Below are 24,599 nucleotides of genomic sequence, written 5' to 3'. Positions count from 1 at the left end.
GCTGGAGGCAGCGGTTGAGGATCTCGAAGTTCGGCGCGCGAAGGGTCGCGCTCACCGCAGTGTGTGTCGTCGTCAGCTCGGCGGCGTTCCTCGCCACCGGCGCGGCGCCCGTGAGCGCGCGGCCGGCGTTCCGAACCGGAACCGTCCAAGACATCACCGACTTCGACTCCTACAGCTGCCCGCAATCGGGCATCGGGTTCGTCGGTTTCGAGGACCTGGGCACCGACTCGACGCTCGGAAGCGCCAGCGTTCCCGGACTCTCGTTCTCGGCCGACCACGGCGCGCACTGGACGGTGCGCAACTTCGATGCCGGCGCGGCCGACGGCGAGAAGTTCCCCGCGGGCCCGCTCTCGAGCGAGCAGACGCACTGGAGCACCGCGACCGGCGCCAACACCGCGACGATCAACCTCACCGGCGGCACCGCGTCGCATTTCAGCATGCTCGTGAGCGACTACTCCAAGGCGACGCTCACCGCGTTCTCCTCGACGGGCAAGAAGCTCGGTTCGACACCGACGCACAAGATCCCCGACGGCCGCCATATGTCGATCTTCCAGCTCGACCGCCCGTTGGGCGACATCGGGAAGGTCACGCTGACGGTGAACGGCCATGACTTCGCGATCGACTCGATCTGCACCGACGCCCCGCAGGTGCCGACACCACAGCTCACACTGTCGTCCGCCGACGGCGCCCCGGGTTCGACGATCACCGTGGACGGTTCGGGATTCGCCTCGGACGAGAACGTCGACATCTCCGTGGACGGACACCTCGACGCGCCGGTGCACACCGACGGGACGGGCGCGTTCCACACCCAGCTGGTCATCTCCGAGCTGGCCGCACCCGGCCCGGCGACCATCGTCGCCCAGGGCGCGCAGGACGAAGGAACCGCGAACTTCTCGGTGCACACCGATTGGCGCCAAAACGGCTTCAACGCCAGCCGCGCGAGCTTCAACCGCGCCGAGAACCAGCTCGATCCCGCCGACGCGGCGAACCTCGTCAATGCGTGGCCCGACGCGGACGCGGGCCTCACCGGCGGTCGGCCCACCGCACCGATCGTCGTCGACGGCGTCGTGTACACCGCGGCTGCCGACGGTTTCGTCTACGCCTTCAACGACGTCACCGGGGCGCGTGTGTGGGCGTGCGTGCCCGGCACGTCTCCCTGCGCGACGGGAAGCGGGATGCCGCACCGTCGCGCGAAGGTCGTCGCGCTCCGCGGCGCGCCGTCGTACGACAACGGCATGTTGTTCGTCTCCGCGGCCGACGGGTTCCTGTACGCGCTCGACCCCACCAACGGCAAGGAGATCTGGGGATTCGACACCGGGCACCCGTTGAACCGTGCGCCGCTCACCGACCACGGTGTCGTCTACGTCGCGACCGATGCCGCGAACGGAACCGTGTTCGCGATCGACGAAGCGACCGGAACCCCACGCTGGAAGAAATCGCTGCAAACGCCGGTGCACTCGACGCTCGCGACCAACGGAAAGCTCGTGTTCGCCGGGACCGACAGCGGTCTCCTCTACGCGCTGAACACCAAGGCCCAGGGCGCGGTCGTCTGGACCGGGAAGACGAAGCAACGGATCCGATCGTCGGCGGCGGTCGCCAACGGTCTCGTTGTCGTCGGTTCCCAGGACGGAACCGTCTACGCGTGGAACACCGACAGCACGGGCACGCCCAAACCGGTCTGGAAGCGGGCAACCGGCCAACCAGTGGGTGCGGGCATCGCGATCGGCCAGGGCGGCGTCTTCGTCGGAACCGAGAGCGGCACGTTCGACGAGCTGTCCCTCTCCGACGGCCACCCCATCGACAGCTTCATCTCCGGCGGATCGATCACGACGCGAGCCGCGGTGGCGAACGGGGTCGTCGCGTTCTCGGACCCGGTCGCGCAGAAGATCTTCGTGTTGAATCAGAGCTCGTTCACGAGTGCACTGTTCACCGCGGACACCGGGCTGGTCGCGAGCGACATCACGCTGACGAACGGCGCGATCTACGTCGGCTCGACCCTCAACCAGATCCAGAAGTTCGCGCTTCCGTAGCGCTCAGGACGGCCAGGCCCCCGACGCTTCGAGCTGTTCCAGCGTCGAACGAGTCGTGCGGAGCGGCGCGAGTGCGCCCTTGCGCTCGAAGCAGTCGATCGCCTGTAAAAGCGCCGCGCGCGCGTCGTCGGCCCGGCCGGATCGCGCGAGTGCCTCGCCGTAGCTGAGGAACGCCTCGCCGCGGTCGAGGAGGCAGTCGGTCTCGACGGCGACCGCGTCCTGACCGGCGCGGATCGCGTCGTCGCCACGCCCGATGCGCGCGTACGCGTTCGCAAACGCCGCGTGCAGCAGCACCAGCGAGTCGGAGTCGTGCGGCTCGACCAGCCGTTCTGCCTCGGCCGCCGCGCTGATCGCCTCGTCGAGCCGGCCCTGTCGAGCGAGCACACGCGACAGCTGCGCGAGCACGGTCGTTCGATAGTTGTCGGCACCCATGAGCCGGAGCTGCTTGTCGCTCGCTTCCAGCGCGATCCGAGCGGCGTCGATGTCGCCCGTCCACCACTCGATGTCGTACACGTCCTGGCCATGGCTCGCGAGGTGCCGGCTGAGGCCGTAGGTCTGCTCGAGATCGAAGTACTCCTGGAGCGCAGCACGAGCGCGCTCCGTATCGCCGCGCATGGCTGCGAGCAGCGCAGCTCCGCGCGCGATCGCCGCCGGACGCGAACCGAGCTCCTGCATGCGCGCCGAGGTCTCATCGAGGATCCGCTCGAGCTCGTCGACGGGCGTGGGACCGTACGCGGCGGACGTGACGAGGTGCCGCAGCGCGCGGATCTCGTAGTGCGTGAGCGACTCCGCGCGTGCGAGGGAAGCCGCGCGCGCGAAGTCGACGACGGCCGCGGCGCGCTGTCCGAACTGCGTCTCGAGGAAGCCTCGGTGATGGAGCGCCTCGATCTCGTCCGAGGGTTCGAGCGGCGGCTCCGAACCCGCCAGCCGATCGAGGATCGCGCTCGCGGCCTCGTGGTCGCCGGTCGACAGCCGAGCGGTGCGCAATGCGGCGTCGGCGAGCCGCCACTGCACGCTGTCCGAGTGCTCCGCGCCCCAATCGGACACGATCGTGGCGGCGGTGTCGCAGTCGCCCTTGTCGGCCAGCGCGCTCGCGAGGCGCGGACCGAGGCGCGCGCGCATGGTCGCATCTCGCGCCGCGACGTGCTCGACGCGGGCCAAGAGCTCGCCCGTCGCTCGGCCGCGACCGTTCGCATCGTCGATCACGGCGCAGAACGCCACGATCGATCGCTCGACCACGCGGGCGTCCGTCGAGCGACCGATCTCGCGCGAAGTCGTGATCGCGAGCTCGAGCTGTCGTGCGACGAGCGCTTCCCGTTGTTCTCCGGTCGTGGTGGAGTCGGCATCGAGCCAGGCAACGAACGATTCGTGCAACGTCGCGCGTTCCCGCTTCGTGAGGCTCCGGTACGCCGCCTCGCGCACCAGCGCATGCCGGCACTGCACCGTCTTCGGATCGCGCGCGTCGCCTTCGGCAATCGTGAGGATGTCGCGCCGTACGAGCGCGGTGACGAGATCGCCGACCTCCGACGGCTCGAGCTCGGTCAGGGCGGTCAGGGGCGCCATCCCGACGGAATCACCGACGATCGACGCACACTGCAACAGGTTTCGCTCCGCCGGAGTGAGCTGGTCGATGCGAGCCTCGAGCAGCGCGCTCAACGACTGTGGCATGACCACGCTCGTCGCGATCTCCCGCTCGTCGCCTCCCGCGCTGCGCTGCACGAGCGCGGCGAGCACTTCCTCGACGAAGAGCGGCACCCCACCCGCGGCGTCGAGAAGTCGGCCCGCGACCGGTTCGGGGAGCGCGGCACCGTGGGGCAGCGCCTCGAGCAGTTCTCGAGACGCATCGGGACCGAGCGGCTGCAGCGTCCGCGTCGTCGTCTGGCGCTTGCCCCCCGCCCACTCGGGTCGACGTTCGAGGAGGTCCGGCCGGGCCGTCGCCACGATCAGGACGGGCGCGCCCGACGACCAGTCCGACACGTGCTCGATCACCTCGAGCACCGACTCGTCGGCCCAGTGGAGGTCCTCGAAGACGACCACGAGCGGTCGTTCCCGAGCGAAGCTCTCGAGGAGGCTCCGGAACGCCCAGAACGTCTCCTCGATCTCGCCGGCCGGCGGCTCGTGGCCGACGAGGCGAGCCAGACCGACCGCCGCGACCGGCGGGAGCGCGAAGCGATCGACGACCGCGCCGAGCTTCGCCCGCACCGTGTCCGGAGAGTCGGAGCGATCGATCCCGGTGAGCGCCTCGATCACCTGCGCGACCGGCAGGAACGTGATGCCTTCGCCGTACGACGCGCAGCGACCGACGACGACGCGGGCCGAGTCCGCGAGGTGTGCCTCCAACGCCGCGACGATTCGCGTCTTGCCGATACCGGCCTCGCCGAGCAGCGTGACGAGCGCGCAGGTCTCGTCGGCCACGCAGTCCTCTACGAGGCGTTCGAGAATGCGCAGTTCCCGATCGCGGCCGATGAGCGGAACCCCGGCGGTGGGCGCGGTGATCTCATCGATGCGTCGCACTCGCCCCAGCCGATACGCGGGCGCGTCCCCGGCGCGCGTTCGGTCGAGCTCGTCGGCCTCGACCTCCGTCTGCACGAGTCGGAAGGTCGTGTCGCTCAACAGGATCGTGTTCGGCTCGGTCGCGTGCTGAAGTCGCGCCGCGCGGCTGACGAGATCGCTCGCAGTGAGCGTCGACGTCGGGTCCGATCGAATGACCGTCTCGTCGGTCAGCACGACGATCCGGGCGTCGACCGCCTCGTCGAGACCCGCGACCGCGCGCGACGCGGGATCGGTCACGAGATCGAGCAACTCCGACGCCGCGCGCGTCGCACGGAGCGCGTCGTCCTCGTGCGCGTGCGGCACACCGAACACGCCGACGACACTGTCGTCGAGAAAACTCTGTACGAGGCCGCCGTGACGTTCGACCGCCGCCCGCGACGCGTCGAAGTAGCGGCGGCGCGCGGCGTCGACCGCCTCGGGGTCGCGATCCGCGTGTCCGACTGCCGCGGAGAGCTCGGCGAGAACGACCGACACGAGCTTGCGAACGTCTCGAGTCGGTGGCGGTTGGACGACCGGATCATCCGCGTCGGGCGCGACTTCATCGTCCGCGGCGAGTCCGAGCTGCTCGTAGAGGAGATCGATGTCGCGACGCCAGCGTCGGTCCGAGAGGTCGAGCGCGTTGACTCGCGCGAGGAAGGCGAGCGACGCCGGGAGCTCGCTCTCAGCCGGCATCTCGGCGTCTTGCAACAGGATCGGCAGGATGGGAATGCGATGTTCGAGCGCGGTCTCGAGCTCGACGCGTACGTAGTCGTCCGGCCGGTCGAGACGGCGACGCCCGGTCCGGTCACGCGTGTCGCTCCAGCTCTTGCCAATGAGCGCGAGCACGATGTCGCAGCGACCGAGCGCCTCGCGAACCACTTCCGCGAAATCGACACCGACCGGGATCGTGTCCACGTCCATGAACACCTGATCCGCGCCGAGCCGCTGCGAGAGGTCGTCGTAGAGACGGCCCGCGTGCCCCGCGACGTCACTCCGCCGGTAGTTGATGAACACGCTCACGGCGTGTTGCTCGGCGGGATCGGACACCGCCAATTGTCCGCCACCGCCGGGCGGCCCGCAACCGCGGCCGTAGGGCGCTCCACCGGAACTTCCGTCGCCGACCCGGTTCGGGCGAAACTGGGGCATGGCGTGGCGATTGCTCGATGGTGTGTCCGCGGATGACCAACGCCGCGTGCTCGCGCTGGCGCGGCGGCGAAAATTCGCCAAGGGCGAGGTGCTGTTCCACGAGGGCGATCCCGGAGACTCGCTGCACCTCGTGTCCAAAGGGCACTTGGCGGCGCGCGGCACCACACCACTCGGCGACGTCGCGACGCTGCGCGTCCTGAGCCCCGGCGATCACTTCGGCGAGCTCGCGGTCCTCTCGCCGGGGCCCCGAAACGCCACGGTCGTCGCGCTCGAGCCCGCCGAGACGCTCGCGCTGCACGCGTCCAACTTCGCGACGCTCCGCGCGGAACACCGCTCGCTCGAAGCGATCCTCGTCGATTCGCTGGTGGCCGAGGTGCGCCGCCTCGCCGCGGCGCTGCTCGAAGCGCTCTACCTCCCGGTCGACAAGCGACTATGGCGTCGCATCGACGAGCTCGCGGCGACGTACGGACAGGAACCACCGATCACGATCCCGCTCACGCAGGAAGATCTGGCCCAGCTCGCCGGCACGACCCGCCAGACCGCGAACCGAATGCTGCGTGACGGCGAGCGCGAGGGTGCACTCGACATGACACGGGGCCGGGTGACAGTCCGCGATCTCGAGTGGGTCCGGCGGCACGGCCGTTGAACCAGCCCGGTTCTGCGCGCGACGCCGAGCGGTCGGCGCGCGCCGCGCTCGCGCGCGGTGATGCGCTGATGGCCTACGACGTCGCGGCCGCCGCGCACCGCGAGCACCCCGACGACCTCGCGCTCGCGCATCTCGCCGCGCTCGCGCTCGCGCGCGCGGGCGCGGCCAACGACGCGGAAGCAGCCGTGGCGCGGTTGCCCGAGAGCGGGAGCCCGCCGGCGGTGGCCGAGGAGATCGCGGCCCTGCGCGCCCGGCTCGCGAAGGACCGCGCGTTGCAGAGTGACGACGCCGAGCGTGCGACTTCGCTGCGCGCGGCCGCCGATCGATACGAGGTGGTCGCGCACCGATACGAGAGCGCGTACGCGGCCGGTAACGCGGCCACACTGTCGCTCTTGGCGGGCGACCGCGCGCACGCCGAGCAGTGTGCGAGCTATGCGATTGCTCTCATCGAGCGCGCCGAGCCGAACGCCGAGCGACGCGACTATTGGCAATACGCGAGCGAAGCCGAGGCCGCGCTCGTCTTGGGGAGTCGGCTCCGCGCACATGAGGCGCTCGAGTCGGCCGCGCTCGTGGCCGGGTCCGACTATGCAGCCATGGCGACGACGCGCCGGCAGTTGCGCCTCGTGTGCGACGCGCTCGACGAGAGCGACGACATCCTCGATGCGCTCGCGGTCCCGAGCGTCGTGCACTACTGCGGTCACCGAGTCGACACGGCCGATGACACATCCCGCTTTCCGGTCGCGAGCGAGTCGGAGATCACCGACAAGGTCCGCACGTACCTCCGGACGAGACGCGTCGGCTTCGGTTACGGCTCGCTCGCGTCGGGTTCCGACATCGTGATCGCCGAGGCCCTCGTCGAATCCGGCGCCGAGGTGCACGTCGTCCTGCCGTTCGCGCGCGACGAGTTCGAGCAGGTCTCGGTCTCACCCGGTGGTGCGGGTTGGTCCGAGCGGTTCCGTCGTTGCCTCGAGGTAGCGACCTCGGTGGAGTACAGCTGCGACTCCGCGTATCTCGGCGACGACACACTCTTCGCGCACGCAGCTCGCGTCGCCATGGGCCACTCGCTGAACCGCGCCGCGATGCTCGACGCGTCGGTCGAGCAACTGGCAATCTGGGACGGACGCGAGACGGCCGGGCGGGCCGGCACCGGTTACGACGTCGGAGTCTGGCGCAGTGCCGGTCACCGCACGCACGTCGTTGACGCCGCCGTCGGTCGCGAGTCTCGGCCGGACGTGCCGTCGACGGACGCCGAGAACGCACGGACTGTGAACGCGGTTCTCTTCGCGGACTTTCGTGGCTTCTCGCGCCTGCGCGACGAGCAGTTCGAACCGTTCGTCGCGCACGTGCTCGGCGCGCTCGCCCGTGTGCTCGAAGCGCACGGCGACGCGGTCCTGTGGCGCAACTCCTGGGGCGATGCGATCGCTGCGGTCACACGCGACGTCGTGAGCGCGGCATCCTGCGTCTCCGGCTTCCACGACGCGCTCGTCGACATCGACGTTGCGACGCTCGGCCTGCCCGATGATCTGGAGCTCCGGATCGGTGCGCATGTCGGCCCGATGCTCGCCCTTCGCGATCCCATTACCGGGCGCCCGACCTATTGGGGCCGGGAACTGACGCGGGCCGCGCGCATCGAGCCCCGCACCCCTGCCGGAGAGGTCTACGTCACCGATGCGTTCGCCGCGCTGCTCGCGCTCGAATCGGACGCACCCTTCGTCACCGAGTACGTCGGTCGCGTGACGACCGCGAAGGACTTCGAGACCATTCCGATGTACCGCCTCGCGCGGCGTGCGGGGCGTCGAAGGGTGTCGCGGCCCTGACGTCGTGAGTGTCGCCGGGCCGACGGTTCTCTCGAGGCGACCGTCGTAGGTTCGATCCGACCGATCCAGTCGGTGTCGGACCCGATCCAACACGGTGTCCGGTTCGGAGCCGAGGATCAGCACGGCGCAATACGGGCGGTTGCGCCGTCGGTCGCGGGAGGGGTGGCCTTTGTGGGGGGCCACCCCTCCTCTCGCGTCCGGACGGAGCCGACGCCGGCGCCGAAACGCGAAGCGACATGACGACGTTCGAGACTCCGCCCGACTGGTTTTGGCGGGACTCGGTCCGGCACGCTGGCGAGTGATGACGAACCTCTGGTCGTCGCGATGGCCCGCGGAAGACGGCGGACCACGGCGTCTCCAAGTACCGAGCTCGGGCGCAGGTCCGAACTTCGAACCCGACCGAGTCGACGTGATCGCGCGCGAGGCGATCGCGTCGACGATGGTCGTGCTGCGCGATCCCGGCGAGGTGTTCCTGCTGCGGCACACGCTCGGCGCCGAAGTGATCGCCTGGGTCGAGCGCGTCGACCCGGTCACGCTCGATCCGATCGCGCGGTCGGCCGACCTTCCGGCCGGGCCGATGTGGCCGGGCGGGCTCGCGGCGCACGGCAACGGATCGCTGCACGTCGTGTTCGGCAATCACGCGCACCGGCTGTCGGCCGACCTCGACGTGCTCGTGTCGCGCGAGCTGCCGCGCCGACGTCCGTACAACAGCTTCGTCGTTCTCCCCGACGGCACGCTCGTCACGAAGGACTTCGGCGGCCGCCTCCCGCACGACCCACCCGACGCGCCGCCGGCAGAACCCGCAGAGCTCCTCGCACTCCATCCGGAGTCGCTCGAGATCGTGAGTCGATGCGCGCTCCCGGAACCGTCGATCGCGCGTCTCTCGGCCGACGGCGACGACGTCTACGCGGTCGGCACGACGACGCTCTTCGGCGTCCACTGGAACGGCTCGGCGCTCGTGCGCGACGAGACGTTCGCGGCGCGCTACCGCACGATCGAAGGCCAGAACTACGGCTGGGATCCCATCCTCGCGCTCGGCGCCGCGTGGTTCCTCGACAACGGCGAAGGCAGCGAGCGGTACGCGGGAACGTTCCACGGCCAGGGCACGGCCGGCGCGCCACTGCATCTCGTGCGCGTCGATCTCGCGACCGCCAAGGTCACGCTCACCGAGATCTGCGGGTTGGCGAACGGTCTCATCGCGAACCCGCCGCTCGTCGACGAAGGGCGTCGCATCGTGGTCGGCTACGACAGCGGGAACGGCGTGCTCGCCGCGTTCGACGTCGCGCACAACGGCACCACGTCACCGCGCTGGCGCCGCGACCAGGACCACGCGTGTCATCTCCTGCTCTTCCCCGACACCGGCGAGCTCGTCACGAACGATCACGACGCCGAACGCATGCACGAGGACGTCGTCGTGCTCGACATCGAGACCGGTGCCGAACGTGTGCGCGTGCCGTCCGGGAGCGCGGTGCAATCCGTCGTGTTCCCCGCGGCCGGCTTCGAACGCGACGTCTACTGCTGCTCGTTCTCGACCGTCACGCGCATCGCAGCCCGCGCCTGACTACGACAGCGCCTCGCACCCGCGTACCGCGGCCTCGGCCGCGAGCCGCGCCGCGTTCGACGCGTCCCGACCGAGCCGTTCCAGCTTCTCCGCGACCTCGGGCTCGCGGGCGAGCAGCGCGGCGATCTCGTCCATTCGCCCCGAGCCGTCGGGATTCGTGAGCGCGATGACACGCGCGTCGAGCAGACCGTCGAAGTGCCGGTCGCCGATGCACCGGTAGGGATCGAGGCCGCCGCAGATCCCGGCGATCATCACGTGGTCCACGGGCGCGCCGGAATCGAACAGCGCTTCGTGAGCGCGGCGCGGGTCGCCGGCGGACCCATCCCGATGTGGATCGCGGTGACGTTGGCATCGCCGACGTGCCCCGTCGACGGCGCAGGCGCGGCATCGCGGAACGGCGAGAGCCCGAACGCCTTCACGATCGCGTGCATCTCGAGGGGCATCGGTGCCAGTACCACGACCTCGGTCATGGCCGTAGTTCCTAGCGCGAAGCGCGCGAATAGGTAGGGCACAGCCCGGATGTAAGGCGCGTTCCCGATGCGTCTCGAAGCCCGCGGGCGCATCGTGGCCATGACAACCCGACCGACGAGCGGACGGGCCGAGCGAGAGGAAGTGTGATGACTTCGACTTCGGTGTTGAACCGCGCCGAGCCGGTCTCGACCGTGCAGGCCTGGCTGCGATTCGCGGCTGCGATCGTCGTGATCGCGGCGTTCACGATCGGCGCGTTCGCCATCGGGCGAGCGACGTCGACCAGCGCGGCCCGTCCGGCGAGCACACCGGCGAGGGTCGCACCCCCCATGCCGGCGGCAACGCCGACGACCGCGCCCTATCTCTGCCGGATCGGCCGGCCCTGCTGAAAGGAAGCGACATGCCTCTGTTCATGGACGTCCACGAGAAGGTCGACGGCCTCACCTCCGAAGCCGTTGCCCAGGCCCACGCCCGCGACCTCGAGGTCCAGGGCAAGTACGGGGCGAACTACCTCCGCTACTGGTTCGACGAGGAGAACGGCAAGGTGTTCTGTCTCGTCGACGCGCCCGACGCCGAGACCGCGGCGAAGGTCCACGCGGAAGCGCACGGACTGCTCGCCGACTCGATCACGCCGGTGCAGGAGGGCAAGTGACCGACCCGCGCGCGGCATCGCCCGACCCCGACGGAAGGACCCTGTGGGACACTTTCGCGGTGGGCGAGCCGTTGTCGAGCACGACGTTCGCCGGTCGGGAGACCGAGCTCGACCGGCTGTGCACGGTGTTCGCCTCGCTCGAGACGAGCGGGGCGCGCACCGTGCTGGTCGGCGGTGAGGCCGGCATCGGCAAGACGCGTTTGGTCGAGGAGTTCCGTGCGCGCGCCCGTGCCGCCGGTGCCTGCATCGCGACCGGTGTCTGCACTCCGGCCGACGGCGGCGGGCTTCCGTACGCGCCGCTGCTCGGCATCGTGCGCGAGCTCGGCAAGGTCCTCGACCAGCCGGCGGCGAGCTCCGCGCTGCTCGCGGTGCGTCGCGAGCTCGGGCTCGTCGAGCCGTCGACCGCGAGCGACGACGCGACGCCGTCGGGCGCGCTCGCGAAGACGCGCCTCTTCGAGTCCGTGTTGCTCTGCCTCACCGCGCTCGCGGAGCGGGCACGCGTCGTCGTGGTGTTCGAAGATCTCCAGTGGGCCGACTCCGCGACGATGGACCTGTTCGATTTTCTCGTGCGCAACCTCGCGGACGCGCCCGTGCTCGTCGTCGGAACCTTCCGCAACGACGAGCCCGACGAGGCGCGACCCCTGCGCCGGGTGCTTACCGAGCTCGGCCGTCATCGCGCGGTCTCGCAGGTCGAGCTGACCGGCCTCGACCGCGACGCGATCGCCGCGCTCATGGCCGGCATCCTCAGCCGGCAGCCCGAGTGGGCCCTGGTCGACGCGGTGCACGCTCGGTGTGCCGGGAACCCCTTCTTCGCGGAGGAGCTCACGGCCGCGCGCGACGCGACGTCGCTGCCGTCGGTGCTGCGCAACGTCATCCTCCTGCGCATCGACCGGTTGTCGGCAAAGGCGCGGCGCGTCGTATCCGTGGCGGCGGCCGCGGGATCGAAGGTCGACCATCGGCTGCTGGCGGCCGTCTGCGATCTCGACGACGCGGAGCTCTACGCGGCGATTGCGGGGGCGGTGGAACGCGGAGTCCTCGTCGTCGTCGACGACGATCGGTTCGCGTTCCGTCACGCGCTCCAACGCGATGCGATCTCGGACGCGATGCTGCCGACGGATCGCGGCGTCCTGCACCACCGCCTCGCCGTCGAGCTCACCGCCAAGCCCGAGCTGAGCGCGGCCGGACCAACCCACGCGTCGGTCGAGCTCGCCGCGCACTGGTGGGCGGCGGGCGATTGGAAGGAAGCGCGCGACGCGTCGATCGCTGCTGCGCGCGCGATGACCGCGCTGCTCGCGATGCCGGAGGCCTACGCGCACTACGACCGCGCGCTCGCCGCGAACGACCGCGTCGCCGAGACCGATCGTCTCGACGACCACGCGTATCTCGAGCTCGTCGAGGGCGCGGCCGACACCGCGTACTTCGGCGCGTCGTCGGCACGCGCGTGCGAGCTGTGGCAGCTCGCGCTGGAGCTCGTCGACGAAGAAGCCGAGCCCGAACGCGCCGCGCTGTGTCAGGCCCGCCTCGCGCGCAACACGTTCCTCCTCGGCGAGACGGAACGCGCCTTCCAGCTCTTCCGGACCGCGGCCGAGATGCTCGGCGACGACCCGCCCACCGTCGAGCTCGCGCGCGTGCTCGCGCTCCAGAGCCGCTGTCTGCTGCTCATGGCGCGCTTCCACGACGCGGTCGAGCTCTGCCGGCGCGCGATGGCGGTCGCGCGCCAAGTCGGCGCGCGCGCCGAAGAGGGTCACGCGCTCGACACCTACGGCATGTGTCTCGGCATGATCGGCGACTTCGCGGGTGGCATCGAGGCCGTGCACCAGGCGCTCGCGATCGCCGAGGAGCTCGAGATCCCCGACAACCTCAACCTCGGTTACACGCACCTCAGCCTGTTGCTGCTGCACGCCGGGCTGCTCGAGAAGTCGGCCGCGGTCGCGCTCGACGGGATCGCGATGGGCGAGGCGCTCGGCGGCATCCGTCTGAACGGAGCCGCGGTGAACAGCGCACAGGCGCTGATCTCGCTCGGCCGCACCGACGAGGCGCTCGGTCTGCTCGAAGACCTCGGCGGTCTCGCCGGCAACTGCCAGATCTCGCCGCCGCTCCTGCGCATGGTGATCGCGGTGCGCCGCGGCGACAACGACCTCGCGACCGAGCTCGCACCGCAGCTCGAGGCGGCGACCGAGGGCTTGGTGGAGATCGATTTCCGCGGCGTGTTCCAGGCGATCGCGACCGAGCTCGCGTTGAGCGAAGGCCGCCCCGACGACGCGCAGCGGTCGATCGACGGCGCGCTCGCGCTGGCCGCCGGCACCGACGACCCGTTCCAGGTCGAGCTGGGCGCGCTCGCGCTGCGCACGATCGCCGACGGAATCGACGACGCGCGCGTGCGTACGAAGCGGCCGGACGTCGACAAGGCCCGTCTGCTCGCGACCGAACGGCTCGACGCGATCGAGGAGTTCATCGAACGTCCGGATGCCGACGTCGGTGCGCTGCCCGCAGTCGTCGCGTGGCGGGCGACCGCGCGCGCCGAGCACGCTCGCCTCTACGAGCCCGACGCCGAGCTCTGGGCCGACGCCGCGGCGCATTGGGACGGGATCGGTCAGCCGTACGAGGGCGCGTACTGTCGCTGGCGCGAGGCCGACGCGCTGCTCCAGTCGCGCGGTGGCCGTCCGCGCGCGACGCAGCGCCTGCAAGAAGCGCGCCGGCTCGCGGCGCAGATGGGCGCTCGGACGCTCGTCACCCGCATCGAACGGCTCGCGCAGCGGGCGCGCCTCGCGTTGACCGACACAGGGTCCGACGACGACGCACAGCCACTGTCGGAACGCGTCGCCGAGGACCTGGATCTGACGCCGCGCGAGGTCGAGGTGCTCGACCAGCTCGCCCGCGGCCGCACCGACCGACAGATCGCCGACCAGCTCTACATCAGCCGGAAGACCGCGAGCGTCCACGTCTCGAACATCCTGCGCAAGCTGGACGTATCGAGTCGCGTCGAGGCCGGCGAGATCGGGCAGCGCGCGGGGCTCGGCGTCGACGAGGCCGCGACGGCCTGATCCGCCTGCCGGGTCAGGCCGGGGCGCGCGAGAACACGTGTGCGCGGTCGCCCGACGCGAGCTCGATCGACCGCGCGAGCCGGAGACCCGCGCGCCCGCCCAGCGCGCCGAACTCCGCGGTCGTGCGCTCCTTCCCGGTCGCGGTGAGCACGAGCATGAGCAGATCGGTACGGGTGCTCATCGTGTCGAGAGCACGCTGCGCCCGCTCGCCGTCGACGACCACGACGCGGCCGTCGGCCGGCATCGCATCCGCGACGCGACCGAGCAGGCGCGCGCAGTCGTCGTCGCCCCAGTCGTGCAGCACGTTGACCAAGAGATAGGTGTCGCAACCGGCCGGTACCGCTGCGAACGCGTCGCCTCCCACCGGCTCGATCCGATCGTGTGGCTCGGCGCGGGCGATCACTGCGGGAAGGTCGAACAGCACGCCGGAGAGATGCGAGTGCGCGCCGAGCAACGCGCGCAGCAGCGCGCCCGAGCCGCCGCCGACATCGCAGACCCGCGACGCCTCGCGCCACGGGAGCGCAGCCGAGAGCGCGAGCGCGTGCAGCCGCGCGCCCGCGTCCATCGCGCCGTCGAACACCGCGTGGCGGGCGGGATGATCGGTCATCCACGCAAAGAATTCGGCGCCGTGCGCGTGCGCGAAGCCGCTCGTTCCCGCGCGCGTCGAATCCGACAACGCCCGCGCCGCCGACGACACCTCTCCGGAGCCTGCGAAGTCGACCCACGCCCGCCAACCGCCCGGATGATCGGCGCGCAGGAACCGCGTCGTCCGCGTCGGCTTGACCCGGTCGCCGCGACCGAAGGCGAGCCAACCGCGCGCCGCGGCGAACCGCAGCAACCGATCGAGCGGCTCGACCTCGACTCCGAGCGCAGCCCCGAGCTCGTCGACCCGCATCGGGCGCGTCAGACGCTCGGGAATCCCGAGCTCGCAGCACGCGACGAGCGCGGCGTTGTCGAGCAGGCCGAGCATCGACTCGAGGATCCCGACCGGCGGCGGCGCCATGCGCCGGTGGAGCGACAGGAGCGCGGCCCGCAGCCGGGTCGTCGCGATGGTCATTCGCGCCGGTGGCAGCATCGGGACACCCACCACGTCGCTCACCCGCACCCGCCCGCGGTCCCCCCGATCGCGCCCGCGCATGACCGTGATCCTCGCGTACGTCGTCGGCCCTCGCCGGAACGCCGAGGTGCCCGCGCGGAGACCTGCTCCATAGACTCCGGCGCATGAGAGGCATCATCAGCGCCGGCGGGTACGTCCCGTACCGGCGCCTCCAGCGCGCGGAGATCGCGAAGACGTTCGGGAGCGGCGGGGGCAAGGGCACCCGTTCGGTCGCGTCCTACGACGAGGACACGACGACGATGGGTGTCGAGGCCGCGCGCCTCGCGCTCCGGGCCGCACCCGCGTCGGCAACACCGAGCGCGCTCTGGTTCGCGACCGCGGAACCCGCGTACCTCGACAAGAACAACGCGTCGACGGTGCACGCCGCGCTCCGGCTCGACTCCGACGTGGCCGCGTTCGACTTCGGTGGCGCGCTGCGCTCCGGGCCCGGCGCGATCCGCGCCGCGCTCGACGGCCGGGGCACGACGCTCGTCGTCACCGCCGACCTGCGCACCGGGTTGCCCACGAGTGTCGACGAGGCCGCGACCGGCGACGGTGCCGCCGCGCTCCTCGTCGGCGACGACTCGAGCGCACCGGTCATCGCCGAGTACCTCGGCGGCGCGAGCGCGACCGAGGAGTTCATCGAGCGCTGGCGCTCGCCCGGCTCGACCCGCTCCCGCCAGTGGGAGGAGCGCTTCGGCGAAGTCAAGTACGGGCCGCTCGCCGAGCAGGCGTGGAACGGCGCGCTCAAGGCCGCGAACGTCTCGACCGACGGCGTCGCGCGCGTGATCGTCACCGGCATGCACACGCGGGCCGTACGCGGGATCGCGGCGAAGCTCGGGGTCGCGAAGGAAGCGCTCGCGGAGGACCTCGCCGCGACCGTCGGCAACACCGGCACCGCGCACGCCGCGCTGCTCCTCACGAACGCGCTGGAAAATGCGAAGCCCGGCGAGGTCATCGCGGTCGTCGTCCTCGCCGACGGTGTCGACGTCCTCGTGTTCCGCGCGACCGACGCGATCGCGAACTACTCGGCGGCGCGCACGATCGCGAGCCAGATCGAGAACGCCGCCGACCTCCCGTACAGCAAGTACCTGAGCTGGCGCGGCGCGGTCTCGATCGAGCCGCCCCGGCGTCCCGAGCCCGACCGCATCTCCGCGTCGGTGTCGGGCCGTACCGAGGGTTGGAAGTACGGCTTCGTCGCTTCACGCGATCGATCGAGCGGTGAGCTGCACATGCCGCCCGCGCGCGTCTCGCGCGTCGGCGACGCGGTCGACGAGATGGAAGCGGCGCCGATGGCCGACGCCGTCGGCACGATCGCGCTCGTCACGATCGACCGCATCGCCTACTCCCAGAGCCCGCCGACCGTGTTCGCGGTCGTCGACTGGGACGGCGGCGGCCGGCTCCCGGTCGAGCTCTGCGACGTCGACGCCGCGAACCTGAAGATGGGCGACCGCGTCGAGATGACGTTCCGCCGGCTGTTCACCTCCGACGAGATCCACAACTACTTCTGGAAGGCCCGCCCCGTACGGGCGTAGCGAGAAGAGAGCGCACATGAGTTCGAACGGCATCAAGGACCGCGTCGCCATCGTCGGAATGGGGTGCACGCCCTTCGGCGAGCACTGGAACAAGAGCGCCGACGACCTCATGATCGACTCGTCGGCCGACGCGTTCGCGTCGGCCGGAGTGACGAAGGACGATGTCGACGCCTACTGGCTCGGCACCGCGATGTCGGGCATGAGCGGCATGATGCTCGCCCGGCCGCTCCAGCTCCACGACAAGCCGGTCACGCACGTCGAGAACTTCTGCGCGACCGCGTCGGAGGCGCTCCGCAACGCGGCCTACGCGGTCGCGAGCGGCGCGTTCGACATGGCGATGGCGATCGGCATCGAGAAGGTGAAGGACAGCGGCTACCAGGGCCTCGTCGGCGCGGGCAAGACGCCGACCGACGGCACCGGTCGCACGCTCACCGCGGCCGCGATGTTCGCGATGTGCTCGCCCGGATACGGCAAGAAGTACGGGCTCGACGACGACCAGATGCGCGAGGTGCTCGCACGCATCGCGTGGAAGAACCACCAGAACGGCGCGAAGAACGAACGCGCGCAGTTCCGCAAGCCGGTCTCGATGGAGACGATCTGCAACGCGCCGCTCATGGCCGGCGGGCTCGGCGTGTACGACTGCTCCGGCGTCGCCGACGGTTCCGCAGCCGCGGTGATCGTCCGCGCCGAGGACGCGCACAAGTACACCGACAAGCCGGTCTACATCAAGGCGCTGTCGCTCGTCGCGGGCAACTGCTCCGGCAACGCGGACCCCGACTACGACTACACGACGTTCCCGGAGATCGCGGCCACCGGTCGTGACGCATACGCGCAGGCCGGCATCACGAACCCGCGCGAGCAGCTCGCGATGGCCGAGGTGCACGACTGCTTCACGCCCGCCGAGCTCCTCATCTACGAGGACCTGCAGTTCGCCGAGCGCGGCACCGCGTGGAAGGAAGTGCTCGACGGCACGTTCGACCTCGAGGGCGCGCTGCCGGTGAACCCCGACGGCGGGCTCAAGAGCTTCGGCCACCCGGTCGGCGCTTCGGGCCTGCGCATGGTGTTCGAGTCGTGGCTCCAGCTGCGCGGTGAGGCTCCGCCCGAGCGCACGATCAAGCACGCCGACCGCGGGCTCGCGCTGACGCACAATCTCGGCGGGTACCCCGGCGAGATGGTGTCGTTCGTGTCGATCCTCGGCAGCCGGCTCGGCTGATCCTGCTGTCGTGACCGAACGGTTGCTCGAGGGCGTCCGCGTCCTCGACCTCGGCGGCGACGCCGCGGCGCGCGCGGCGCGCATCCTCGGCGACCTCGGCGCGTCCGTCGATCGCGTCGTCCCGACTCCGGGCGACGTACTGACCGGCAACGTCGAGCGCGCGTGGAACGCGGGCAAGCGCGTGCACACGCTCGCCGCCGACGCGAGCGAGCTCGACGCGCTGCTGCGCGACGTCGACATCGTGTTCGACTCTCCCGACGTCCCCGGCACGCACGTGCTCGACCCGGCGCGCGCGGCGCAGGCCGTGTGGGTGCACGTCACCCCGTTCGGCATCGACGGCCCGCGCTCCACCTGGCGCGCGTCGAACCTCGGCGTGATGGCCGCGAGCGGCAACATGTACTGCACGGGCGATCCCGATCGCGCGCCGCTGCGCTGCGCAGAGCCCACGGGCTACGCGCACAGCGGCGGGGAAGCCGCGTTCGCCGCGCTCTCGGGGCTGTGGTCCGGCATCCCGCAGATCGTCGACGTCTCGATGCAAGAAGTCGTGATCAGCGCGAGCATGGCCGCGCCCGCGAACTACCCGCGCACCGGCCAGCGCGGGCGGCGCGCGGGTGCCAACATCGGCCGCACGCGCGAGATCTGGCCGACGCTCGACGGGTTCGTGTCGTTCGGGCTGCGGGGCGGCAAGGCGCGGATCGCGAGCCTCGAGCTCATCGCGAAGCTCGCGGATCTCCCGGCGCGCGACTGGAGCGAGTGGAACGTCAACACCGCGACCGACGACGAGCTCAAGGCCGTCGAGCAGAAGGTCGGCACGTACTTCGCGAAGCATTCGATGCAGGAGCTCTACGACATCGCGTGCGAGACGAACCTGATGCTCGCCCCGATCAACTCGCCGCGCGAGATCTACGCGTCGGCGCAGCTCGCGTCGCGCGACTTCTTCGGTCCCCTCGGCGACGTCGCGCGGTTCCCTCGCGCGTTCGTCCTCCTGCGATCGGCCGACGGTGAGGTCGGCATCGCGGGGCCGTCGGTCAGCGCGAGCACACCGGCGCGCACGAGGCCCGCGTCCGGAGCACGCGCCACCGGCAAGGGCGCGTGGGACGGGTTGAGGGTCCTCGAGTTCGGTTCGGGCGCGGCCGGGCCGATCGCCACGCGCTACTTCATCGAGCAGGGCGCGACCGTGCTGCGCGTCGAGTCGCGCACGCGGCCCGACTTCCTCCGCACGATGGCGCTCGCCGACCCGAGCCATCCGCACGGCCTCGAAGGCGCACCGCTCTACGACGGCCTCAACGTCGGCAAGCGCAACCTCACGCTGAACCTCAAGAAACCCGAGTCGGTCGAGCTCGTGAAGCGCCTCGTCGTGGAGTGGGCCGACGCGGTCGCGGAGAACTACGCGCCCCGCGCGATGAAGGGATTCGGTCTCGACTACGACTCACTCGCGCCGCTGCGGTCCGACCTCGTGATGATCAGCACCTGCTTGAACGGGCAGACCGGTCCGCACAAGGACTATCCCGGCTTCGGTGGGCAGGGCTCCGCGCTCGCGGGTTACAACGCGCTCACCGGTTGGCCCGACCGCGAGCCGTGCGGACCGTACGGCACGATCACCGACTCGCTCGCGCCGCGCTACGTCGCGACCGCGCTCGCCGCAGGACTGCACTACCGCCGGCGCACCGGACGCGGCGTGTACCTCGACGTCTCGCAGGTCGAATCCGCGAGCTGGTCGCTCGCGCCGTGGCTCCTCGACTACGCGGTCGACGGCGTCATCGGTCAGCGCAACGGCAACGACGACACGCGCGCGTTGCTGCACGGCGCGTTCGCGTGTGCCGACGAGGACGGTGTCCGCGATCGTTGGATCGCGATCGCGTGCTGGACCGACGACGAGCTCGCGCGCCTGCACGCCATCGCGGGCACCGACGACATCGAGGCGTGGACCCGCGCCCGCACGCGCGCCGAGATCGCGGAGCGACTCCAGCGCGCCGGGATCGAAGCCGTGCCCGTCCAGGACTTCGGCGACCTCCACGACGACCCTCAGCTCGCGTACCGCGAGCACTTCGTGCCGATGACGCATCCCGTCGTCGGCGACACGATGTACGAGCGCACGGGAACGCGCCTCGCGGCGTGTCCCGGTGGCTATTCGCGCGGCGGTCCGACGCTCGGCCAGGACACCGACTGGGCGCTCGGCGAGGTGCTCGGCCTCGACGCGGCCACGCGGGACTCGCTGCGCGAGGCCGGCGCAGTCGAATAGGCGTCCGCGCCCGCGCCGACACCGGCGATGCCGGGCGAGCGCGCCGACCGGCACACGGACGCCGGAGTCACGCGAGCCTGACGCTCCGGTGACATAACTGTCACGGAAATCGGAACGGTACGCGCGCAACGAATCGCAACATTCCTTCGGCACGCGCTTGACGCACCGCGCGCGACCGCCCCAGGCTTCCGGCCGGGTGGACTCTCGTGTCAGGCAAAGGAGGGCCAGTTGATGTTTGGTCGAGCCGTTCGTCATGCTCGCGTCGCCATCGTGGTGGCGTCCGTGGGCGCACTCACCGCGGGGGTTGCGGTGGGGACCAGCGGCGCGGGGGCATCCACATCCCGCGTCACGCTGGCTCACAGCCGACCCGCGTTCGCCGCGTCGGCCGTCGACCTCGGGGCCGCGCCGGCGAACCGGCGCGTCGACTTCGAGGTCGCACTCGCAGTGCCCGACGCCGCGGGGTTGGCCGCGGAAGCGCGCGCGGTGTCGTCGCCGTCGAGCGCATCGTTCCGTCACTTCCTCACGGCGGCGCAGTTCCGCGACCGGTACGCGCCGTCGACCGCCGACGTCGACGCGGTGAGCGCGTGGGTCCGCAGTTCGGGCCTGCAGGTCGCGTCCGTCGCGTCGAGCCGCCTCTACCTCGAGGCGACCGGCACGATGGCGCAGGCCGAGGCGCTCGTCGGTACGTCGATGCACATCTACTCGTACCAGGGCAAGCAGCTCGCGGCGCCGGTCGCGGACTACCAGGTGTCGAGTGACGTGAAGTCGAAGGTCGCGGGCATCGTCGACCTCGACGACAGCTTCGCGTTGCGCACACCCGCCGACACCGAGCCCGGTCCGCCGCCCGGCGTCCGCTACGGCGTCGAACCCTGCTCCGACTACTACGGCCAGCAGACGGCGACCGACAAGCCGCCGGCGTACGGGCAGACCTGGCCGTACACGATCTGCGGTTACAACGCGAAGCAGTACCAGAGCGCGTTCGGCCTGAGCGGCGCGATCGCGGCCGGTCACAACGGCCACGGTGTCACCGTCGCCATCACCGACGCGTACGCGGCGCCGACGATCCTCGCCGACGCGCAGCGCTGGTCGAACGACAACGACATCCCGAAGTTCGCGAAGGGCCAGTTCAAGCAGGACATCCCGCAGCCCGACGGCTTCGACCACGCGGACCTGTGCGGCCCGCAGGGTTGGTACGGCGAAGAGACGCTCGACGTCGAGTCGGTGCACGCGATGGCACCGGGCGCGAACGTGCTCTACGTCGGTGGCGAGAACTGCATCGGCGGCCTCAACCGCGCGTGGGCGTCGGTCATCGACGACCACAAGGCGAGCGTCATCACCAACTCGTGGACCAACAACGGCGAGAACGTGCCGCAAGGCCAGCGGACGTTCTTCGACAACGAGCTGCAGCAGGCCGCGACGACCGGCATCACCGTGATGTTCTCGAGCGGCGACGACGGCGACCAGTCGGGCACGATCGGCAAGTCGGTGAACTTCCCGACGTCGAGCCCGTGGGCGACCGGCATCGGCGGCACGAGCACCGAGATCGGCGCCAACGGCAAGATCGTCTTCCAGGACGGCTGGTCGAACGCGTACGCCACGCTCGACGGCAACCAGTGGAAGCCGAAGCCTCCGGGTCCGTACAGCAGCGGCAGCGGTGGCGGCACGAGCAAGCTCTACGAGCAGCCGTGGTACCAGGCCGGCGTCGTGCCGACGTCGATCAGCGAGTACAACGGCGGCAAGACGCCGATGCGCGCGGTGCCCGACATCTCGATGCCGGGCGACCCGAACACCGGCCTCCGCATCGGCGAGACGCAGGTCTTCGGCAAGACCACGCGCTACGAGACGTACCGTCTCGGCGGCACGAGCCTGTCGTCACCGCTGTTCGCGGGGGTCGTGGCCGACGCGATCGAGTACAACCACGGCGCGGCGGTCGGGTTCATCAACCCGCTCGTGTACCAGAACAGCAACGAAGCGGCGATCACCGACGTTCAGCACTCGTCGGCCCCCGAGGCGACGGTGCGCACGAACTACGTGAACAACCTCAACGACAACCAGGGCTACGCGTATCTGCTCCAGACGATCGGCGTGCCGACGCACATCTTCACGTTGCCCGGCTACGACGACATGACCGGCGTGGGCACCCCGAACGGGTTGTTCTTCCTCAAGGCCATGAAGTACTGAGCCCTCCGGGCGCACTCGCTTCGCTCGCCGCTCCTGCGGGAACGAACGAGCGATTGTGAGTTCAGAGCGAGACCGAGGGGCGGCCCGCCGGGCCGCCCCTCTTCTCTCACATGCGCCGCGACACGGGGGCGGGGGGACCATGAAGTCAGGGTGCGCACGCGCGCGTGGGCGCTGATCGCGACGGCCGCGCTGGTCGTCGGCGCGACGACGACGGCCACGGCCGCGCCGGCTCGACGCTCGCCGGCGATGTCGAGCGTGATCGACACGAACCCCGACCACGGCGTCACGAAGGCCCGGTTCTTCTTCACCGTGACCCGACCGCCCCTTGACGGGCACCATCCGCCGCCCCAGGCTCGCGCCTGAACGTGGATCGCCGGTGGGGGTCATCGGGGAGAGTCACATGTCGATTCGTCGAGCAGTCGTGTTCGCCGCAGTGGTCGCGACGACCATCGGCACGGGCGTGGGCGTCGCGAGCGCGACCCATCCGCGCATCCGGCCGAACGAGGAGTTCGTCGGCCTCGTGAACGGCAGCACCGGCGGGCACCAACCGGCCGTGGTCAAGGTCGCGTGCCCGAGCCCGGATCCCAGTCAGCGGACGCATCCGCTCCCGCACCAGACCCTCGCGGTGAGCATCCCGGCGGCATCGGGCGGAACCGTCGGCAACACCGGCCCCGACGCGACACACATCACCGCGGTCTTCGGGATCCCGCCGTCGAGCACCGCGACCGGCGGCCTCGCGACGTTCAAGCACTTCGGACACGCGAAGCCGATCCCGACGTCGATCTCCGTGCCGTGCTCGGGTACCGGCTACATCACCTTCCTCCCGTTCCCGCGTGTGCCCGGCGAGACCGTGCCGTTCGTCGTCCCGATCGAGTTCGCGAACATCGCCGGCTGAGCCACGGTCCGGCGCCGCGTTCTAGCCTGCGCCACATCACCACGATCGACGAGCTCTGTGACGCGGCGCGCGCCGACGTCGACTCCGGCACGGTTCCCGCGTGCCAGCTCGCGGTCGCGCGCGCCGGCGAGCTCGTCGCGTTCGAGACGTTCGGCGCGGCGACGAACACCACGCGCTTCTGCATCTTCTCGGCGACGAAGCCGATCGTCGCGTCCGCGATCTGGCTGCTGATCGGCGAGGGCTCGGTCGACGTCTCGCGTCCGGTGCGCGACTACGTACCCGAGCTCGCGCACGACGGCTTCGAGCGCGTCACGGTCGAGCAGGTGATGCTGCACACATCGGGCTTCCCGAACGCCGACACGCGTGCCGACGTCAGCGACGCAACCCAGCGACGCGCGCAATTCGCGCGCTGGCGCCTCGAGTGGGAGCCCGGCACACGGTTCGAGTACCACGGCGGCGCCGCGCACTGGGTGCTCATCGACATCATCGAGCGGGTCACAGAGGTCGACTTCCGCGATTTCGTCGCGCAGCAGGTGTGCGCGCCGCTCGGCCTGCCGCGCGTGCTCGGCATCCCCGTCGATCAGCAGGACGACATCGCCGTGCTCGTCGACACGACCGGGACCAACGCCGATCCGCACGCACTCCAGCTCAACGATCCTCGGGTGCGCGCCGCCGGTCTTCCAGGCGGCGGCGCGATCGCGACCGCGGCCGATCTCGCGTGCTTCTACCAAGGGCTGCTGCACAACCCCGGCGGACTCTGGGACCGCGACGTGCTGCGTGACGCGAAGGCGCACATCCGCTGCACCTTCGCCGACCCGCTCATGGGCGTTCCGGTGAACCGCACGCTCGGTCTCGTCGTCGCGGGCGACGACGGCAAGCACATCCTGCGCTACGCGATCTTCGGCGCGGGGTGCTCGCCCCGTTCGTTCGGACACGCAGGCGCGCACGCGCAGACCGCGTGGGCCGATCCCGACTCGGGAATCTCGTTCGCCTGTCTGAACAACGCAGTGACCGACGATCAGATGAACGCAGGCATGCGCGCGAACCGGCTCGCGACGATCGCCGCCGACCTGAGCTAGCGAGACGAACGCGAGAGCAAGCGGGCGAAGCTGAGCTCGTGCCCGTCGGGGTCGCGTACATGGAAGTAGCGCTCGCCCCACGGCGCGTCCGACGGCGTCATCTCCGGCTGCCGGCCCGCGGCCTGCACGCGCGCGTACATCGCGTCGACGTCGTCGACCCAGAACACGATGCGACCCCACACGTCGCGACGGCTCGGCGCCGACGGATCGAGCTGCAAGTTCAAGAACGTCGGCCCGACGCGGAACGTCGTGAACGCGGCTCCTGCCCCGCCGACGATCGTCAGAAATCCGATGGCCTCGTAGAACTCGACCGCGGCCGCCATGTCGGCGGTCACGAGCGTCACCGCGTTGATGCACTCGATCGGTGCGCCGGGCTCCTCCACCGGCCCGAGCCTCGCACAGCGATGAGTTCCGGGCGGCCCGATCGTCAAAGGTTCGAACCGGTGCGTCCCGATTGGCGCG

General features: G+C 70.7%; 19 protein-coding genes. 14 read left to right on the top strand and 5 right to left on the bottom strand.

The annotated features are described in order from the left end of the window. Window positions 1-14 precede the first annotated feature (14 nt). Window positions 15-2,030, top strand: coding sequence for a PQQ-binding-like beta-propeller repeat protein (locus VH914_19850; protein HEX4493467.1), 2,016 nt, complete (start codon window positions 15-17; stop codon window positions 2,028-2,030). Between the two features lie 3 nt (window positions 2,031-2,033). Here the strand turns inward: VH914_19850 and VH914_19845 are convergent, their stop codons facing one another. Further along, window positions 2,034-5,582, bottom strand: a complete 3,549-nt coding sequence (locus VH914_19845) for an AAA family ATPase (protein HEX4493466.1) — start codon at window positions 5,580-5,582, stop codon at window positions 2,034-2,036. A gap of 172 nt (window positions 5,583-5,754) precedes the next feature. Between VH914_19845 and VH914_19840 the strand changes: the two genes are divergently transcribed. The 3 genes from VH914_19840 to VH914_19830 all read left to right on the top strand — a co-directional run bounded on the left by VH914_19840 (window position 5,755) and on the right by VH914_19830 (window position 9,732). Beyond that, window positions 5,755-6,354 (top strand): Crp/Fnr family transcriptional regulator, encoded by a 600-nt coding sequence (locus VH914_19840; GenBank protein HEX4493465.1) that lies wholly within the window; start codon window positions 5,755-5,757, stop codon window positions 6,352-6,354. After that, entirely contained in the window at window positions 6,330-8,171 is a 1,842-nt protein-coding gene (locus VH914_19835) for an adenylate/guanylate cyclase domain-containing protein (protein ID HEX4493464.1), read from the top strand. Before VH914_19840 ends, VH914_19835 begins: the two co-directional genes overlap by 25 nt. A gap of 409 nt (window positions 8,172-8,580) precedes the next feature. Further along, on the top strand, window positions 8,581-9,732 hold the full coding sequence (locus tag VH914_19830) for a hypothetical protein (GenBank protein ID HEX4493463.1): 1,152 nt from the start codon (window positions 8,581-8,583) through the stop codon (window positions 9,730-9,732). Here the strand turns inward: VH914_19830 and VH914_19825 are convergent, their stop codons facing one another. Both VH914_19825 and VH914_19820 read right to left on the bottom strand, forming a co-directional pair. Then, entirely contained in the window at window positions 9,733-9,996 is a 264-nt protein-coding gene (locus tag VH914_19825) for a hypothetical protein (GenBank protein ID HEX4493462.1), read from the bottom strand. It abuts the gene before it with no gap. Further along, window positions 9,984-10,202, bottom strand: coding sequence for a hypothetical protein (locus VH914_19820; GenBank protein ID HEX4493461.1), 219 nt, complete (start codon window positions 10,200-10,202; stop codon window positions 9,984-9,986). Before VH914_19820 ends, VH914_19825 begins: the two co-directional genes overlap by 13 nt. Window positions 10,203-10,349: 147 nt before the next feature. On the opposite strand from VH914_19820, the gene VH914_19815 reads away from it, so the two are divergent. The 3 genes from VH914_19815 to VH914_19805 are packed head-to-tail and all read left to right on the top strand — an operon-like array spanning window position 10,350 to window position 13,896. Next, window positions 10,350-10,589, top strand: coding sequence for a hypothetical protein (locus VH914_19815; protein HEX4493460.1), 240 nt, complete (start codon window positions 10,350-10,352; stop codon window positions 10,587-10,589). A gap of 11 nt (window positions 10,590-10,600) precedes the next feature. After that, the gene (locus VH914_19810; GenBank protein HEX4493459.1) at window positions 10,601-10,852 is read left to right on the top strand and encodes a DUF4242 domain-containing protein; all 252 of its coding nucleotides are present in this window, start codon (window positions 10,601-10,603) and stop codon (window positions 10,850-10,852) included. A gap of 59 nt (window positions 10,853-10,911) precedes the next feature. Next, window positions 10,912-13,896 (top strand): AAA family ATPase, encoded by a 2,985-nt coding sequence (locus VH914_19805; GenBank protein ID HEX4493458.1) that lies wholly within the window; start codon window positions 10,912-10,914, stop codon window positions 13,894-13,896. Window positions 13,897-13,909: 13 nt separating this feature from the next. Here VH914_19805 and VH914_19800 read toward each other — a convergent pair whose 3' ends face one another. After that, window positions 13,910-14,953, bottom strand: a complete 1,044-nt coding sequence (locus VH914_19800; protein ID HEX4493457.1) for a methyltransferase — start codon at window positions 14,951-14,953, stop codon at window positions 13,910-13,912. Between the two features lie 164 nt (window positions 14,954-15,117). Between VH914_19800 and VH914_19795 the strand changes: the two genes are divergently transcribed. The 7 genes from VH914_19795 (at window position 15,118) to VH914_19765 (ending at window position 24,137) form a co-directional block, all read left to right on the top strand. Next, window positions 15,118-16,527 (top strand): OB-fold domain-containing protein, encoded by a 1,410-nt coding sequence (locus VH914_19795; protein ID HEX4493456.1) that lies wholly within the window; start codon window positions 15,118-15,120, stop codon window positions 16,525-16,527. Window positions 16,528-16,543: 16 nt separating this feature from the next. Continuing rightward, entirely contained in the window at window positions 16,544-17,740 is a 1,197-nt protein-coding gene (locus VH914_19790; protein HEX4493455.1) for an acetyl-CoA acetyltransferase, read from the top strand. Between the two features lie 10 nt (window positions 17,741-17,750). After that, the gene (locus tag VH914_19785; protein HEX4493454.1) at window positions 17,751-19,982 is read left to right on the top strand and encodes a CoA transferase; all 2,232 of its coding nucleotides are present in this window, start codon (window positions 17,751-17,753) and stop codon (window positions 19,980-19,982) included. A 270-nt stretch (window positions 19,983-20,252) separates the two neighbouring features. Further along, the gene (locus VH914_19780) at window positions 20,253-22,163 is read left to right on the top strand and encodes a S53 family peptidase (GenBank protein HEX4493453.1); all 1,911 of its coding nucleotides are present in this window, start codon (window positions 20,253-20,255) and stop codon (window positions 22,161-22,163) included. 150 nt (window positions 22,164-22,313) lie between these two features. Beyond that, window positions 22,314-22,526 (top strand): hypothetical protein, encoded by a 213-nt coding sequence (locus VH914_19775; protein ID HEX4493452.1) that lies wholly within the window; start codon window positions 22,314-22,316, stop codon window positions 22,524-22,526. A gap of 37 nt (window positions 22,527-22,563) precedes the next feature. Further along, the gene (locus tag VH914_19770; protein ID HEX4493451.1) at window positions 22,564-23,058 is read left to right on the top strand and encodes a hypothetical protein; all 495 of its coding nucleotides are present in this window, start codon (window positions 22,564-22,566) and stop codon (window positions 23,056-23,058) included. After that, window positions 22,956-24,137 carry a serine hydrolase domain-containing protein gene (locus tag VH914_19765; GenBank protein HEX4493450.1) on the top strand — a complete coding sequence of 394 codons (1,182 nt, stop codon included), beginning with the start codon at window positions 22,956-22,958 and terminating at the stop codon, window positions 24,135-24,137. The genes VH914_19770 and VH914_19765 overlap by 103 nt, the downstream gene beginning before the upstream one ends. Here VH914_19765 and VH914_19760 read toward each other — a convergent pair. Continuing rightward, on the bottom strand, window positions 24,134-24,520 hold the full coding sequence (locus VH914_19760) for a VOC family protein (GenBank protein ID HEX4493449.1): 387 nt from the start codon (window positions 24,518-24,520) through the stop codon (window positions 24,134-24,136). The genes VH914_19765 and VH914_19760 overlap by 4 nt on opposite strands. Between the last annotated feature and the right edge of the window lie 79 nt (window positions 24,521-24,599).

This window comes from Acidimicrobiia bacterium, assembly GCA_036271555.1.
Lineage (GTDB): Bacteria > Actinomycetota > Acidimicrobiia > IMCC26256 > PALSA-610 > DATBAK01.
This window is presented reverse-complemented; position numbering and strand designations above follow the sequence as displayed.